General features: G+C 63.0%; 9 protein-coding genes, 2 tRNA genes and 3 rRNA genes. 6 read left to right on the forward strand and 8 right to left on the reverse strand.

The genetic code is table 11. From position 1 onward, the window contains the following. The first annotated feature begins 8 nt into the window (after positions 1–8). Together H8R02_RS02915 and H8R02_RS02920 are read left to right on the forward strand one after the other, a co-directional pair. Positions 9–917, forward strand: coding sequence for an MBL fold metallo-hydrolase (locus H8R02_RS02915; RefSeq protein WP_187079841.1), 909 nt, complete (start codon positions 9–11; stop codon positions 915–917). Between the two features lie 13 nt (positions 918–930). Continuing rightward, positions 931–2,505, forward strand: a complete 1,575-nt coding sequence (locus H8R02_RS02920) for a thioredoxin family protein (RefSeq protein ID WP_187079842.1) — start codon at positions 931–933, stop codon at positions 2,503–2,505. A 49-nt stretch (positions 2,506–2,554) separates the two neighbouring features. Here the strand turns inward: H8R02_RS02920 and rrf are convergent. From rrf to H8R02_RS02955, 7 genes are all read right to left on the reverse strand, one after another. Next, a 5S ribosomal RNA gene (gene rrf, locus H8R02_RS02925) occupies positions 2,555–2,667 on the reverse strand. A 113-nt stretch (positions 2,668–2,780) separates the two neighbouring features. Then, a 23S ribosomal RNA gene (locus tag H8R02_RS02930) occupies positions 2,781–5,660 on the reverse strand. Between the two features lie 288 nt (positions 5,661–5,948). Continuing rightward, positions 5,949–6,024 (reverse strand) — tRNA-Ala (locus tag H8R02_RS02935). A 12-nt stretch (positions 6,025–6,036) separates the two neighbouring features. Further along, positions 6,037–6,113 (reverse strand) — tRNA-Ile (locus H8R02_RS02940). Positions 6,114–6,204: 91 nt separating this feature from the next. Next, a 16S ribosomal RNA gene (locus H8R02_RS02945) occupies positions 6,205–7,735 on the reverse strand. The 16S, 23S and 5S rRNA genes sit together here with 2 tRNA genes alongside, the layout of an rRNA operon. Positions 7,736–8,224: 489 nt before the next feature. Then, on the reverse strand, positions 8,225–10,492 hold the full coding sequence (locus tag H8R02_RS02950; protein WP_187079843.1) for a xanthine dehydrogenase family protein molybdopterin-binding subunit: 2,268 nt from the start codon (positions 10,490–10,492) through the stop codon (positions 8,225–8,227). Positions 10,493–10,520: 28 nt separating this feature from the next. Next, the gene (locus tag H8R02_RS02955; RefSeq protein WP_187079844.1) at positions 10,521–10,973 is read right to left on the reverse strand and encodes a (2Fe-2S)-binding protein; all 453 of its coding nucleotides are present in this window, start codon (positions 10,971–10,973) and stop codon (positions 10,521–10,523) included. 98 nt (positions 10,974–11,071) lie between these two features. Here H8R02_RS02955 and H8R02_RS02960 point away from each other — a divergent pair, with 98 nt between their 5' ends. Together H8R02_RS02960 and H8R02_RS02965 are read left to right on the forward strand one after the other, a co-directional pair. Then, positions 11,072–12,937 carry an ATP-binding cassette domain-containing protein gene (locus H8R02_RS02960; RefSeq protein WP_187079845.1) on the forward strand — a complete coding sequence of 622 codons (1,866 nt, stop codon included), beginning with the start codon at positions 11,072–11,074 and terminating at the stop codon, positions 12,935–12,937. 81 nt (positions 12,938–13,018) lie between these two features. Next, entirely contained in the window at positions 13,019–14,632 is a 1,614-nt protein-coding gene (locus H8R02_RS02965; RefSeq protein WP_187079846.1) for a phospholipase D-like domain-containing protein, read from the forward strand. A 6-nt stretch (positions 14,633–14,638) separates the two neighbouring features. Here the strand turns inward: H8R02_RS02965 and H8R02_RS02970 are convergent, their stop codons facing one another. Next, positions 14,639–15,442 (reverse strand): exodeoxyribonuclease III, encoded by an 804-nt coding sequence (locus H8R02_RS02970; RefSeq protein WP_187079847.1) that lies wholly within the window; start codon positions 15,440–15,442, stop codon positions 14,639–14,641. Between H8R02_RS02970 and pyrE the strand changes: the two genes are divergently transcribed. Next, complete coding sequence (pyrE, locus tag H8R02_RS02975; protein WP_187079848.1) at positions 15,441–16,121, forward strand: orotate phosphoribosyltransferase; 681 nt, start codon at positions 15,441–15,443, stop codon at positions 16,119–16,121. The genes H8R02_RS02970 and pyrE overlap by 2 nt on opposite strands. Positions 16,122–16,132: 11 nt before the next feature. Beyond that, entirely contained in the window at positions 16,133–16,780 is a 648-nt protein-coding gene (locus H8R02_RS02980) for a DUF4124 domain-containing protein (RefSeq protein ID WP_354004859.1), read from the forward strand.

Genomic DNA, 16,780 nt, shown 5'->3' on the forward strand with positions numbered 1-16,780 from the left:
GGGGCGAGTTGCTGCCGCCGGGAGTCACCGTCTTCGAACGCGGCTGGCTCTCGGCCAACAACATCCTTTTCACGGGCGGCGAGCGGACGGCGCTCGTCGACAGCGGGTATTGGACGCACGAAGTGCAGACTGTCGCGCTCGTGGAGGGCGCGCTCGGTGCCCGTCCGCTGGACTTGCTGCTGTCGACGCACCTGCACAGCGATCACTGCGGGGGCAACGCGGCGCTGCAGAGGCGGTACCCCGGGGTCGAGACACGAGTGCCGCCGGGGCTCGCGCGATTCGTGTCCGCGTGGGATCCCGTCGCGTTGACCTACCAGCCGACCGGCCAGCATTGCCCGAGGTTCCGGCTGGACGGGTTGCTGGTCCCCGGAGCTTCCGTCGAGCTCGGCGGCACTTCGTGGCAGGTGCACTCGGCGCCGGGGCACGATCCGCATTCCGTGATCCTGTTCGAGCCTGTTTCACGCACATTGATTTCGGCGGACGCCCTGTGGGAGAACGGTTTTGGCGTTGTTTTCCAGGAGCTCGAGGGTGAGCGTGCTTTCGACGAGGTGGGGGCGACGCTGGACCTGATCGAGGGACTGCGTCCCGCCGTTGTGATTCCCGGCCATGGTCCTGTCTTCGCCGACGCAGTTGCGGCGCTTGCGAACGCCCGCCGCAGGCTCGACAGCTTTGTGCGCGACCCGGCGAAACATGCCCAGCATGCCGCCAAGGTCCTCCTGAAGTTCAAGTTGCTGGAGCTTCAGCAGGTCCCGGAGTCGGACTTGCTCGGCTGGGCGGGTTCCACCCCTTACTTCGGAATGGTCCACGCGCGATACTTCGCGGATCGGCCGGCCGGCGAGTGGGTTGCCGGGCTGGTCGGTGAGTTGTTGCGGTCGGGTGCCGCGGTCCGCGAAGGCGGGCTGCTGGGCAACGGCTGAAGGAGTTGGCTGGATGAAGATGTCGTCTCGTTTTGCGCTCCGCGGCGTTGTCGCCGCTTGCGCCCTCGTGGGTTGCATGGGGACCGCTGTTCCCGGTTTTGCCGCTGCGCCTTCGTCCAGCGGCGGGATTGCGTGGCAGGTCGCGTCTTCGGACCCAGACGTCGACAAGGCATTTGCACTCGCTCGCAAGTCGGGCAAGCCGGTGTTCCTCTATTGGGGTGCCGTCTGGTGCCCTCCGTGCAACCAGGTGAAGGCGACGCTTTTTTCCCGCGCGGATTTTGTCGAACGCTCGCGTGCTTTCGTGCCCGTGTACGTGGACGGCGACAAGCCCGGGGCGCAGAAGGTTGCGTCGCGGTTCAAGGTGTCGGGGTATCCGACCATGATCCTCTTCAAGCCGGACGGTACCGAAGTCACTCGCTTGCCGGGCGAGGTGGATCCCGAACGTTATTTGATGGCGTTGACGACTGGCCTCGATGCACAAGTGCCGGTGCGCGAACTGGTGAAGCGCGCGTCGGCGGGGCAGGTTTTGACGCCGGAGCAGTGGCGGCTTCTGGCTTTCTATTCGTGGGACACGGACGAACAGCAGGTTCTCCCTTCCGCCGAGCTCGCCAAGCGCCTCGACGAACTGGCGAATGCTGCGCCCGCCGACCAGCGGCTGGCGAAGGATCGCCTGGCCTTGAAGGCGGTGGTCGCGCGCGCGCAGGAAAAGTCCGCACCTGATTCGGCTCGCGTTGTGGATCGCAAGACGGTTGACCGGTTGCTGGCCGACAGCGAGGCGACCCGTGAACTTGCGGACCTGTTCATCGGCTATGCGGACAAGGTCGTCAAGCATGTCGCAGTGTCCGCGGAAGAACGCAAAGTGGTGGCATCGAAATGGGATGCAGCACTCTCGCGGCTCGTTTCTGCCGGCAACCTGTCTCGCGGTGAGCAGGTCGATGCCGTTGACTCGCGCGTTTCGATGTGGAAACTGGTCGACGCCACCGACAAGCTCTCCCCCGAGCGCCAGCAAGCTGCGGTCAAGGAGGTCGCGCGGCTGGTCGCGGCAACGACGGATCGCTACGAGAGACAGGCGGTTGTGCCAAGCGCCGCCCATGTTCTCGCCCAAGCGGGACTCCTTGACGATGCCGATGCGCTGCTGAAGGCGGAGCTCCCGCGGGCAGTCGCTCCCTACTACCACATGCTCGGCTTGGCTTCGAACGCCAAGAAGCGCGGGGATTCGCAGGCGGCACTTTCCTGGTACGAGCAGGCGTGGCGTAAATCGGAGGGCCCGGCTACTCGGGTGCAGTGGGGTGCCAACTATGTTGGCCAGCTGGTGGACCTGTCGCCGGCTGATTCGAAACGCATTGCCGACGCGGCCGGTGCCGTCTTGGGCGAGATCAAGCCCGACGCCTTCTTCGGCCGCAGCCAACGATCGTTGGAACGCATGGCCAGGAAGCTGGACGACTGGCGCACCGCCGATGCTTCACGCAAGCCGGTGGTCGACAAGCTGCGCGCGCAGCTCACGAAAACCTGCTCTTCGATTTCGCAGAAGAACGTGGCACGCGACTCGTGCGACAAGGTTTTCGCCCCTGCTGCAACGGCCGCCTGAAAAAGCAAAACGCCCCGTGATCTCTCACGGGGCGTTTGCCGCTGTAATAGCCTGACGATGTCCTACTTTCACACGGGAATCCGCACTATCATCGGCGCAGAGGCGTTTCACTGTCCTGTTCGGGATGGGAAGGAGTGGGACCACCTCGCTATGGTCATCAGGCATAACTTGTCGTCGCCTTGATCTCTCAAGGCAACCAATTCATAGAGCTTCGAATCAGCTTCTGATTGCGTTCAACCCTTGGGCATAACACCTGATCGTTCGATCAAAGTTATAGGGTCAAGCCGCACGAGCAATTAGTACTGGTTAGCTTAACGCATTGCTGCGCTTCCACACCCAGCCTATCAACGTCCTGGTCTAGAACGACTCTTCAGGGGGCTCGGGGCCCCGGCAGATCTCATCTTGAAACGAGTTTCCCGCTTAGATGCTTTCAGCGGTTATCTCTTCCACACTTAGCTACCCTGCAATGCCACTGGCGTGACAACAGGTACACCAGAGGTGTGTCCACTCCGGTCCTCTCGTACTAGGAGCAGGCTTCCTCAAATCTGCAGCGCCCACGGAAGATAGGGACCAAACTGTCTCACGACGTTTTAAACCCAGCTCACGTACCTCTTTAAATGGCGAACAGCCATACCCTTGGGACCGGCTACAGCCCCAGGATGAGATGAGCCGACATCGAGGTGCCAAACACCGCCGTCGATATGAACTCTTGGGCGGTATCAGCCTGTTATCCCCAGAGTACCTTTTATCCGTTGAGCGATGGCCCTTCCATACAGAACCACCGGATCACTATGTCCTGCTTTCGCATCTGCTCGACTTGTCAGTCTCGCAGTTAAGCACGCTTATGCCATTGCACTATCGTCACGATGTCCGACCGTAACTAGCGTACCTTCGAACTCCTCCGTTACGCTTTGGGAGGAGACCGCCCCAGTCAAACTGCCTACCATGCACTGTCCCCGACCCGGATAACGGGCCTAGGTTAGAACCTCAAACGCACCAGGGTGGTATTTCAACGTCGGCTCCACCCGATCTAGCGACCGGGCTTCAAAGCCTCCCACCTATCCTACACAGATCCGTTCAAAGTCCAATACAAAGCTACAGTAAAGGTTCATGGGGTCTTTCCGTCTTTCCGCGGGGAGATTGCATCATCACAAACATTTCAACTTCGCTGAGTCTCGGGAGGAGACAGTGTGGCCATCGTTACGCCATTCGTGCAGGTCGGAACTTACCCGACAAGGAATTTCGCTACCTTAGGACCGTTATAGTTACGGCCGCCGTTTACTGGGACTTCGATCAAGAGCTTGCACCCCATCACTTAATCTTCCAGCACCGGGCAGGCGTCACACCCTATACGTCCACTTTCGTGTTTGCAGAGTGCTGTGTTTTTATTAAACAGTCGCAGCCACCGATTCTTTGCAACCCCATTGGGCTCCGTCCGCGAGGGACTTCACCTACTAAGGGCACACCTTCTTCCGAAGTTACGGTGTCAATTTGCCGAGTTCCTTCTCCCGAGTTCTCTCAAGCGCCTGAGAATACTCATCTCGCGCACCAGTGTCGGTTTGCGGTACGGTCGTGTGTAGCTGGAGCTTAGTGGCTTTTCCTGGAAGCAGGGTATCACTCACTTCAGCGGCAAGCCGCCTCGTTATCACCCCTCATCTAAGCCCGGCGGATTTACCTACCAGGCACGACTACAGGCTTGAACCGGGACATCCAACACCCGGCCGAGTTAACCTTCTCCGTCCCCACATCGCACTACACATCGGTACAGGAATATTGACCTGTTTCCCATCAGCTACGCATCTCTGCCTCGCCTTAGGGGCCGACTCACTCTACGCCGATGAACGTTGCGTAGAAAACCTTGCGCTTACGGCGAGCGGGCTTTTCACCCGCTTTAACGCTACTCATGTCAGCATTCGCACTTCTGATACCTCCAGCAGCCCTTACGAGCCACCTTCACAGGCTTACAGAACGCTCTCCTACCACTTGCACTTGCGTGCAAATCCGCAGCTTCGGTAACTGGCTTAGCCCCGTTACATCTTCCGCGCAGGACGACTCGATCAGTGAGCTATTACGCTTTCTTTAAATGATGGCTGCTTCTAAGCCAACATCCTGACTGTTTTAGCCTTCCCACTTCGTTTCCCACTTAGCCAATTTTAGGGACCTTAGCTGGCGGTCTGGGTTGTTTCCCTCTTGAGTCCGGACGTTAGCACCCGGTGCTCTGTCTCCCGCGCTGTACTCTTCGGTATTCGGAGTTTGCCTTGGTTTGGTAAGTCGCCATGACCCCCTAGCCAAAACAGTGCTCTACCCCCGAAGGTAATACGCGAGGCACTACCTAAATAGTTTTCGGAGAGAACCAGCTATTTCCAGATTTGTTTAGCCTTTCACCCCTATCCACAGCTCATCCACTAGTTTTGCAACACTAGTTGGTTCGGACCTCCAGTACCTGTTACGGCACCTTCATCCTGGCCATGGATAGATCATCTGGTTTCGGGTCTACACCCAGCGACTGGACGCCCTGTTCGGACTCGGTTTCCCTGCGGCTACCCTATTCGGTTAACCTTGCCACTGAATGTAAGTCGCTGACCCATTATACAAAAGGTACGCCGTCACCCTTGCGGGCTCCGACTTTTTGTAAGCATGCGGTTTCAGGATCTATTTCACTCCCCTCCCGGGGTTCTTTTCGCCTTTCCCTCACGGTACTAGTTCACTATCGGTCGATTACGAGTATTTAGCCTTGGAGGATGGTCCCCCCATCTTCAGACAGGATTTCACGTGTCCCGCCCTACTTTTCGCTAGCTCAGTACCACACAGATCTTTTCGCGTACGGGGCTATCACCCTCTGTAGCCGACCTTTCCAGATCGTTCCGCTAAGTTCTGCGCTATCACTAGCAGGCTCATCCGATTTCGCTCGCCACTACTTTCGGAATCTCGGTTGATGTCTTTTCCTCGAGCTACTGAGATGTTTCAGTTCACCCGGTTCGCCTCGACAGCCTATGTATTCAGCTGAAGATACCCATTGCTGGGTGGGTTTCCCCATTCGGAAATCTCCGGATCAAAGCTTATTTGCCAGCTCCCCGAAGCTTATCGCAGGCTATCACGTCCTTCGTCGCCTGTAATCGCCAAGGCATCCACCACATGCTCTTAGTCACTTGACCCTATAACTTTGACCCCTCTCACGAGGATTCGAAGTCAATCAAGCACTTGCGAGGTCTTTCACCTCGCGCGTTATGCCGTTTCAATGTTGCTTTCGCAAAATTGAATCTTTGGTTGACGCAATCAAAAAATGTTGTTGACGGCACGGTCCGCCATGAAGCGGTTTCCGTCAACAACGCTGATTCGACTCTATGAATTGTTAAAGAACAGCCGATTGAAGCCGCAGATGCGGCGTCAACAACAAAGAAGCCTGGTAGCAACCAGGCTGCTTTGGTGTTGATTGGATTGTTTGGTGGAGGATGACGGGATCGAACCGACGACCCCCTGCTTGCAAAGCAGGTGCTCTCCCAGCTGAGCTAATCCCCCGTTTGGGAAAGATGGTGGGTCTGGTTGGAGTCGAACCAACGACCCCCGCCTTATCAAGACGGTGCTCTAACCAACTGAGCTACAGACCCAGGCCGGTCGCTTGAAACGAGCAAACGTCGCTGGCGACATCTTCCAACAACCGATAAGTGTGAGCGTTTGAATTTGACTGCTGTTTTCCAGAAAGGAGGTGATCCAGCCGCACCTTCCGATACGGCTACCTTGTTACGACTTCACCCCAGTCACGAACCCTGCCGTGGTAATCGCCCTCCTTGCGGTTAGGCTAACTACTTCTGGCAGAACCCGCTCCCATGGTGTGACGGGCGGTGTGTACAAGACCCGGGAACGTATTCACCGCGACATGCTGATCCGCGATTACTAGCGATTCCGACTTCACGCAGTCGAGTTGCAGACTGCGATCCGGACTACGACTGGTTTTATGGGATTAGCTCCCCCTCGCGGGTTGGCAACCCTCTGTACCAGCCATTGTATGACGTGTGTAGCCCTACCCATAAGGGCCATGAGGACTTGACGTCATCCCCACCTTCCTCCGGTTTGTCACCGGCAGTCCCATTAGAGTGCCCTTTCGTAGCAACTAATGGCAAGGGTTGCGCTCGTTGCGGGACTTAACCCAACATCTCACGACACGAGCTGACGACAGCCATGCAGCACCTGTGTTCCAGCTCCCTTTCGGGCACTCTCACATCTCTGCGAGATTCTGGACATGTCAAGGGTAGGTAAGGTTTTTCGCGTTGCATCGAATTAAACCACATCATCCACCGCTTGTGCGGGTCCCCGTCAATTCCTTTGAGTTTCAACCTTGCGGCCGTACTCCCCAGGCGGTCAACTTCACGCGTTAGCTTCGTTACTGATCCAGTGAAGGACCAACAACCAGTTGACATCGTTTAGGGCGTGGACTACCAGGGTATCTAATCCTGTTTGCTCCCCACGCTTTCGTGCATGAGCGTCAGTGCAGGCCCAGGGGATTGCCTTCGCCATCGGTGTTCCTCCGCATATCTACGCATTTCACTGCTACACGCGGAATTCCATCCCCCTCTGCCGCACTCCAGCGATGCAGTCACAAATGCAGTTCCCAGGTTAAGCCCGGGGATTTCACACCTGTCTTACATCACCGCCTGCGCACGCTTTACGCCCAGTAATTCCGATTAACGCTCGCACCCTACGTATTACCGCGGCTGCTGGCACGTAGTTAGCCGGTGCTTATTCTTACGGTACCGTCATTAGCCCCGGGTATTAACCAGGACCGTTTCGTTCCGTACAAAAGCAGTTTACAACCCGAGGGCCTTCATCCTGCACGCGGAATGGCTGGATCAGGCTTGCGCCCATTGTCCAAAATTCCCCACTGCTGCCTCCCGTAGGAGTCTGGGCCGTGTCTCAGTCCCAGTGTGGCTGGTCGTCCTCTCAGACCAGCTACAGATCGTCGGCTTGGTAGGCCTTTACCCCACCAACTACCTAATCTGCCATCGGCCGCTCCAATCGCGCGAGGTCTTGCGATCCCCCGCTTTCAACCAGAGTTCGTATGCGGTATTAGCGTAGCTTTCGCTACGTTATCCCCCACGACTGGGCACGTTCCGATGTATTACTCACCCGTTCGCCACTCGCCACCAGGGTTGCCCCCGTGCTGCCGTTCGACTTGCATGTGTAAAGCATTCCGCCAGCGTTCAATCTGAGCCAGGATCAAACTCTTCAGTTCGATCTTGATTTTTGCTCTTTGGAATCGACAAAGACGATCATTTCTGATCTTCTTGTCTATTCATGAGCGTTTGATTTGTTCCGAAGAACTTGGCAATCGCCATCAAACGCCCACGCTTATCGGCTGTATGTTTTTAACGAACCTGGCAGCGAATTCAGCGTTGCGCTTCTTTCTTCTGCCTGCCTTCGCTGCGATCAGCGAAGCCTTGAATTATCTACCGTTTTTAGAAGTCCTGTCAACTTCTAGGGTTTCTACCGATTTGCTGCGTTGCTCTTTTGTGCTTCGCTGCGTTTTCAGCAGAGCCTTGAATTCTATACCGGTTTTTCTGTCCCGATCAACTCAAGGCGAAAATTTTTTCAACCCCTCTGCTGTTCTTGCGGTGCGTTGCGCTTTCGCGTTTCGCATCGCTGCCATCAGCGGAGCCCGCGACTATAGCACGAGATTTTTCGGCTTCGCAAACTCAGCTGAAAATTTTCTCTGGCTCGTGCTTCAAGCCGCGAGAGGCAATGTGCGATGTCGCCTGCCCGTGAGCGCGAACAACGCGTTCGCGACTGCGGGAGCGATCGGTGGCACACCGGGCTCTCCGACGCCGGCCGGGGGTCTGTTGCTCTGCACGAGCCACGTCTCCACTTTCGGCGCCGAAGCCAGTCGGAGCATCGGGTAGGACGGAAAGTTCCCTTGCTGTACGACGCCATCGTGAATGTCGATGCGGCCGTGGATGGCAGCCGTGAGGCCGAAAACCACGGCGCTTTCCATCTGCTGGGCCACGATGGTGGGATTCACCACCGTGCCGCAGTCCACTGCACAGACCACCCTGTGCACTCGAGGCTGCCCTGCCTCCAGCGAGACCTCGGCCACTTGCGCCACAACGGAGCCGAAGGATTCATGCAGCGCCACGCCGTGCGCCCGTCCTGCAGGCAGCTTGCTGCCCCAGCCGCTCTTCTGCGCAGCAAGCTCGAGCACGGCCAGGTGGCGCGGGGCGTCCTTGAGCAAGCCCCTGCGGAAGTCGACGGGGTCCACGCGTAGCTCAGCCGCCAGCTCGTCCATGAAGCTTTCGGCGAAGAACGCATTGTGCGAGTGCCCCACGGAGCGCCAGAAGCCGATCGGCACGCCCGTGCGCGTTGCGACGTGCTCCATGTGCTGGTGCGCGAAGCCGTAAGGCGCGTCGAAAAGGCCCTCGGCCGTGGTCTTGTCGGGCACATCGACCGGCCCCGCCAGCGCAGGAATGTTTCGCTCCATCCAGCGCGGCTGGATCGCATCGCCCGCCGACCTGATGCGCAGGCTCGCGACCTTCCCGCTCCTGTCGATCGCGGCGCGAAGCTGCGCCACACCCATCGGCCGGTAGAAGTCGTGCATCGTGTCTTCTTCGCGTGGCCAGAGCAACTGGACCGCCTCACCGCCGCAATCCAGCGCGATGCGGGCTGCCTGCGCGGCGCAGTCCGTCTCCAGCCGGCGCCCGAACCCGCCACCGAGCAGCGTGACCTGTATCTCCACTTTCTCCACGGCAACCCCGGCCACGCGGGCAGCTGCGGCCCGGCACAGCTGAGGCACCTGCGTCGGCATCCACAGGTCGAGGCGCCCATCGCGAAAGCGCGCCGTCGCATTCATGGGCTCCAGCGTCGCGTGCGCCAGGAAAGGCGCGCGATACCAGGCCTCCACCACCCGCGCGGCATCACGCTCGGCCGCATCGGCACTGCCTTTCTCGTAGAAGGTGAAGCCGCTGCCCGTGCGGACCTGCCGCTCCAGTTCTTCACCGACTCGCCGCGAATCCAGAGCGCCCGCCGGCCGGGGCTGCCACTCGACCTGGACGGCCTGTGCAGCCTGCCTGGCGTGCCATGACGTTTTCGCGACGATGGCGAAGCCCGCCGTCGACCCCGAGTACGCCGGCAACATCACGATGCGCTCCACGCCCGGCATCGCCAGCGCCGCGGCAGCATCCACGCGCCCGGGCGAGCCACCCAGCATCGGGCAAAGCCGGATCGCGGCGAACTTCATCCCCGGCACGCGCACATCGATGCCATACACCGCACGCCCATCCAGCTTGGCGGGGATGTCGAGCCGCGGCGCCGGCTGTCCGATCACCTTCCACTCCGACCGGGGCTTCAGTGCCACCGAGCCCGGCGGCGTGGCCGCGGCGTAGCGCGCCAACTCGCCATACGACGCACTCTTGCCTGACGTATGCGTGACGACGCCGTCCTTGACGGCGAGCTCCGCCACCGGCAGCTTCCACTGCAGCGACGCGGCCCCCAACAGGGACGCGCGAGCCGTAGCCGCGGCCACACGCACGACATCCCACGCGTCCGCCACGCTCGAGGACCCTCCCGTGGCGTTGATTCCGAGTTCGCGCGCGAGCTTGCCGACCACCCAGCGCGTCGCCTTGACGCGGCCGAAGCCGTCCTCGCGCTCCTCGTCCAGCGGATGGAAGGGCAAGCCCCCCAGCAGCATCGCGACGTTTCCGTAGATCGCGTCCCCACCTGCCTGCTCGATACGCACGGACGTAAGCGCAACGTCCAGCTCCTCCGCCGCCAGCATCGGCAGCGCGGTGTGCACCCCCTGCCCCATTTCGCTGCGCGGCATCGCGAGCACCACGCCGCCGTCCGGCGCGATCTTGATCCACCCGTTGAGCGCCACATCGCGCTCGCCGGGCAACATCAGCGCGCCCGACCCCAGGCGCGAGCGCGCCGGCATGAGCCCCCAGCCGACGATGAGCGCGCCCGCGGCTGCGGCCCCGCCCAGGAACAACGTGCGCCGCCGCATCAGCCAGCCTCCACGCGAGGCACGCACTTCATGCCTTCACCCCCGCCGCGCGCTTGATCGCTGCCTTCACGCGCTGGTAGGTGCCGCAGCGGCAGATGTTCGTGATCGCCTCGTCGATGTCGGCATCCGTGGGTTTCGGTTTCTTCTCCAGCAGCGCGGCGGCCGCCATCAGCATGCCGCTCTGGCAGTAGCCGCATTGCGGCACCTGCTCCGCGATCCACGCCGCCTGCAGCGGGTGAGCCTTCTCGCGGCTACCCAGGCCTTCGATGGTCTGGATCCTCTTGCCGGCGACCGACGACACCGGCGTCACGCACGACCTCACGGCCTGCCCGTCGATGCGCACCGTGCACGCACCGCAGGCCGCCACGCCGCAGCCGAATTTGGTGCCGGTCATGTTCAGCACGTCCCGCAGCACCCACAACAAAGGCATGTCCGGCTCGGCGTCGGCTTGCACCGCCCGGCCGTTGATCTGTAGCTCCATGAGTCCTTCCTCGACGTGCGAGCGGCCACTATAGCCAGCACGTCCGCGATGGAATAGAGCCGCGCATCCAGCGCGCGCCGCCGATAATCGCCGCTCCCATGGCGCTCATCACCCTTGCCGGCGCGCAGCTCGCGTTCGGCCATGTCCCCCTGCTGGACCACGCGGATTTCGCGCTCGAAAGCGCGGAGCGCGTCGGCCTGATCGGCCGCAACGGCGCCGGCAAGTCCTCGCTGCTCAAGATCCTGGGCGGCCTCGAGAAGCCGGACGACGGCGTTCTGCACGTGCAACAAGGCCTGCGTGCTGCATACGTCGCGCAGGAGCCGCTGCTCGACCCCGCAGCGACCGTGTTCGACGCCACGCGCGAAGGCGTCGCCGACCTCATCGAGCTGATCGACCGGTACTCGCACGGCCAGGGCGACCTTGACGATCTGCAGGGCCGCATCGAAGCGCGTGACGGCTGGCACTGGCAGCAGCGCGTGGAGGAGACCCTCCATCGCCTCCACCTCGACCCGAACGCCGTGATCGGTTCGCTCTCCGGCGGCAACCGCAAGCGCGTCGCGCTCGCGCAGGCGCTCGTGCGGCGGCCCGATGTGCTGCTGCTCGACGAGCCCACCAACCACCTCGACCTCGATTCCATCGAGTGGCTCGAACAGCTGCTGATCGACTTCCCCGGCAGCGTCGTCGTCATCACCCACGACCGCGCCTTCCTCGACAACGTCGCGACGCGCATCGTCGAGCTCGACCGCGGCCAGCTGCGCTCCTACCCCGGCAACTTCACGAAGTACCAGGAGCTCAAGGAGCAGCAGCTCGCGCAGGAAGCCGTCGTGAACGCGAAAGCGGACAAGCTGCTCGCGCAGGAAGAGGTGTGGGTGCGCAAGGGCGTCGAGGCGCGGCGCACGCGCGCGCAGGGCCGCATCGTGCGCCTGCAGCAGTTGCGGCAGAAGCGTGTCGCGCGTCGGGAGGCGCTCGGGCGCGTGCAGCTCGACCTCGATTCCGGCCAGCCCAGCGGGAAGATCGTTGCCGAGCTCGCCGCGGTGTCCAAATCGTTCGGCGACAAGACCGTTGTGCGCGATCTCACCGCCACGATCCTGCGAGGCGACAAGGTCGGCCTGATCGGCCCCAACGGCGCCGGCAAGACCACGCTGCTCAAGCTGATCCTGGGCGAGCTCGAACCCAACCGCGGCCGCGTGCGGCGCGGCACGAACCTGAGCGTCGCGTACTTCGACCAGATGCGCGAGGCACTCGATCCCAACGCCACGCTCGAGGACTTCATCAGCCCGGGCAGCGAGTGGATCACCATCGGCAACCAGCGCAAGCACGTCAAGAGCTACCTCGGCGACTTCCTGTTCTCCCCCGCGCGCTCCGCGTCCCCGGTGCGTTCGCTCTCCGGCGGCGAGCGCAACCGCCTGCTGCTCGCCCGCCTGTTCGCGCGGCCCGCCAACGTGCTCGTGCTCGACGAACCCACGAACGACCTCGACATCGACACGCTGGAGCTGCTGGAGGAACTGCTGCAGGACTACGACGGCACCGTGTTCCTCGTCAGCCACGACCGCAGCTTCCTCGACAACGTGGTCACGAGCACCATTGCCTTCGAGGGCGACGGCGTCTGGCGCGAATACCAGGGCGGCGTGACCGACTGGCTCACGCAATCGCGGCGCACACAGGCCGCGCTCGCCGCCGCGGCGCCGCCAACGGCAGCGCCGAAGCCGGAACGCAAGCCCGACGCCGCCGCCCCCGCGGCGAAACGCAAGCTCAGCTACAAGGAGCAGCGCGAGCTCGAAGCCCTCCCCGCGCTCATCGAGTCGCTCGAGCAGGAGCAGCGCCAGATCCAGGAGGAACTCTCCGATGGCGCCGTCTACCGCGACGACCCTCCGCGTGCCGCGCAACTCGCCGAGCGCAGCGCCGCCATCGAAGACGAACTGATGGCCGCGCTGGAGCGCTGGGAGCAGCTCGGCGCGGTGTAGCCTGAGTCCGGCAGCGGGTCGCGGCTACGGCTGACCTGCACGCCCCCCGCGCTTGCAGGGGCACGGCTACATTGGCAGCACATGTATAGCGCCGCCTTCCGCTGGATCTTCCTCGCGTTCTGCCTGTCGTGGGCGACGGGCTGCGCCAGCCTTCCCGCGAACGCGTCGCGCCCCGCCTCCCGCGCGTTCGAGGCACCGGAGCAGACAGCGCTGGGCCAGCTGGCGATCGCGCGCCGCGGCAATGCGCGCAGCGACTCCGGTTTCCACCTGCTCGATTCGGTGGACATCGCGCTCACGTCGCGGCTCGCACTCGTCGAGCGCGCGCAGCGCACGCTGGACCTGCAGTACTACGCGATCCATGCCGACGCGAGCACGGAGGTGCTGCTGCAACGCATCCGCAAGGCGGCGCAGCGCGGCGTGCGGGTGCGCATCCTGCTGGACGACTTCAATTCCGTGGGCGAGGACGCGCAGGTGCTGCGCATGGCCTTCGAGCCCAACATCGAGCTGCGCCTGTTCAACCCGCTGCCCGGCTCGCGGGGCAGCATGCTCACGCGGCTGGTGGGCTCGCTGCACGACGTGGAACGCGTGCAGAAGCGCATGCACAACAAGCTGTTCATCGCCGACAACGCGTGGGGGATCGCCGGGGGCCGCAACCTCGGGGACCGCTATTTCGGCGGCGGCGACAAGCAGAACTTCGTCGACCTCGACGTGCTGGCCGCGGGGCGCATCGTGCGCGACATGTCCACGAGCTTCGACCGCTACTGGAACGACGAGCTGGCCTACCCGGTCGAGTCGCTGCTGTCGAAGGAAGACCTCGACCGGCTGCGCAAGCCCGAGTCGCCCCTGCAGCCGGTCGCCGCGACGGGCAGCACGGTGCTGCCCGGCGTCACGCCCGCGGAAGCGGCGCAGACCGACCGGCCGGCGATGGACCTCGCGCGCGTGGAGCTCGCGTGGGCACCCGCCATCCTGCTGGCGGACCAGCCGGGCAAGATCGGGCCCGGCGACGACGAGGTCAATGCCGGCGAAACCGTCGTCGACGGCCTGCTGACCCTCATGTCGCAGGCCCGCCGCGACGTCCTGATCGTCTCGCCTTACTTCGTGCCGGGCACGCGCATGCTTGCCGTCTTCGAGCAGCTGCGCAAGCGCAACGTGCGCATCCGGGTGCTCACCAATTCGCTCGCTTCCAACGATGCGCCAGCCGCGCATGCGGGGTATGCCCGCTACCGTGACCGCCTGCTCGGGCTGGGATTGGAAATCCACGAGATGCGCGCGGCGCCCGAAACAGCCGCGGGGCTGGGCTCCGGCACCGGCTCCGCAACGCGCAGCATTGCCGGCAGCGGGCCGGGCGGCTCCAAGAGCGGCACATCGCGCGCCAGCCTGCATTCGAAGGCGGTGATCATCGACGGCTACCTGTCGATCATCGGCTCGATGAACCTCGACCTGCGGTCGCAGCTGAAGAACAGCGAGGTCGCGCTCCTGATCCGCGGCCCGGCCATCGCGCAGCAGGCGATCCGGCAAGTGGAGGCCACGATTGCGACCGATGCCTACCGCCTGGAGAAGGGCGCGCTGGGCTACGTCTGGCGCGCCCCGCCGGGCGCCCCCTTCAAGGACTCGCACGGCGAGCCCGAAGCGAGCGTCAAGCAGAAGCTGCTCGTCAACCTGATCGGGCCGTTCGCGCCGGACGAGATGCTCTGACGGCGCTCACAGCGCCAGCTCGTACTCCACCGTCACCGGCGCGTGGTCCGAGAAGCGCTCCTTGCGATAGATCGTCTCCTTGCGCGCAAGCTGCGCGATGCCCGGCGTGGCAAGGTGGTAGTCCAGCCGCCAGCCCACGTTCTTCGCGTAGGCCTCGCCGCGGTTGCTCCACCACGTGTAGCACTCCTCGGTGGTCTCGGGCTTGAGCAGCCGGTAGACGTCCACGAGCCCCGTCTCGGAAGTGATCTTCGTCATCCACGCGCGCTCCTCGGGCAGGAAGCCGCTGTTCTTCCGGTTGCCGCGCCAGTTCTTCAGGTCGTTCTGCGTATGCGCGATGTTGACGTCGCCGCACAGGATGAACTCGCGCGTCTGGCGCAGTGCCGCCAGGTGCGGGTCGATCTGGTCGAGGAAGCGGAACTTGGCCAGCTGCCGCTCCTCGCCCGAAGACCCGCTCGGGAAATAGCAGCTGATGAGGGACAGCTTGCGCGTGGGCGTGTCGTAGCGCAGTTCCACGTAGCGGCCCTCGGCGTCGAACTCCTCGGAGCCGAACCCGACGATGACGTCGCTCGGCTCGTGCTTCGTGAAAGCCGCGACACCGGAGTAACCCTTCTTCTGCGCGAAGTGGAAGTGCCCGGTCAGCCCCGCCAGCTTCTCGAAGCGGCCCTCGACGTCCGGCGCCTGCGCCTTGACCTCCTGCACGCAAATACAATCCGGTCGGGTTTTCTTCAGCCACGCCTCCACTCCCTTGCTCGTGGCCGAGCGGATGCCGTTGAGGTTGAGGCTGGTCAGCTTGAACAAGGACTTTCCCATGGTGACGGATGGCGGGCAGGATGCCCTGGCGCAGGATTTCGTGCGGTTCGCGGTCGAGGCCGGCGTGCTGCGCTTCGGCGAATTCAAGACCAAGGCGGGGCGGCTCTCGCCCTATTTCTTCAACGCAGGCCTGTTCGACGACGGCGCCAAGCTGGGCCGGCTGGCGCAATTCTATGCACGCCGCATCCTCGATTCGGGCATCGAGTTCGACATGGTCTTCGGGCCGGCCTACAAAGGCATCCCGCTGGCCGCCGCCGTCGTGATCGAGCTGGCCCGCCTGGGCCGGGTGGTGCCGTACGCCTTCAACCGCAAGGAAGCCAAGGACCACGGCGAAGGCGGCAACCTGGTGGGCGCCCCGGTGAAGGGGAAAGTATTGATCGTGGACGACGTGATGTCCGCCGGCACGGCGGCTCGCGAGTCCATCGCCATCATCGAGGCGGCCGGCGCCACGCCGCACGCGGTGGCGATCGCCTTGGACCGGCAGGAGAAGGCGACCGAAAACGGTACGGACGTGGACCACAGCGCCGTCCAATACGTCCGCGACCGGCTCGGCCTCAAGGTTTGCGCGATTGCGCGGCTGGCGGACTTGCTCCAGTATCTGCAGAGCCAGAGTGGCGGCGAGATGGCCGCCCACTACAACAAGGTCCTTGCGTACAGGGAGCGTTACGGCGTCGATTGAGGAGTTGTCCGGTGGCCGGTGCCAGGTTGTGTTTCGCCTTCGTCGGCTGCCTGCTCGCTGCAATCGCGGCGCCGGTCCACGCGCAGATCTACACGTGCACGGACGCCAAGGGCCGGCGCCTCACGGCTGACCGTCCCATCCCCGAATGCATGGACCGCCAGCAGCAGGAACTCAATTCCTCCGGTACCGTGCGCCGCACGATCAAGCCCCAGATGACCGCCGAAGAGCGGGCCGCCGAAGAGGAAAGAGAGCGTCGCGCCGCCGAAGCCCGCCAGCGCGAGGACGAGGAAAAGCGCCGCGGCCGCGCCCTGCTCACCCGCTACCCCGACGCCGATTCGCACCAGCGCGAGCGCAGCGCCGCGCATCGCACCGTCGACGACATGATCGCCGCGGGCCGCAAGCGCGAGGCGGACCTCGAGACCGAGCGGCAGAAGCTCACTTCCAGCAGCGCCGCTTCGGACCCCGCTTCCCGCGCCCGCATCGCGCGGCAGCTCGAGGAGATCGCGCGGCAGCTCGCGGTGCAGCGCCGCCAGCTGGCGGACGCCAACGAGGAAAAGAAGCGAATCGACGCGCGGTTCAACGAGGAGCTCGCGCGGCTCAAACCGTTGTGGTCGCAGCAGACGGCGGCGCAGCCGGCTTCGCAGCCGGTGCGCCGGTAG

Origin of the sequence: Ramlibacter albus (genome assembly GCF_014297445.1) — a bacterium.
Lineage (GTDB): Bacteria > Pseudomonadota > Gammaproteobacteria > Burkholderiales > Burkholderiaceae_C > Ramlibacter > Ramlibacter albus.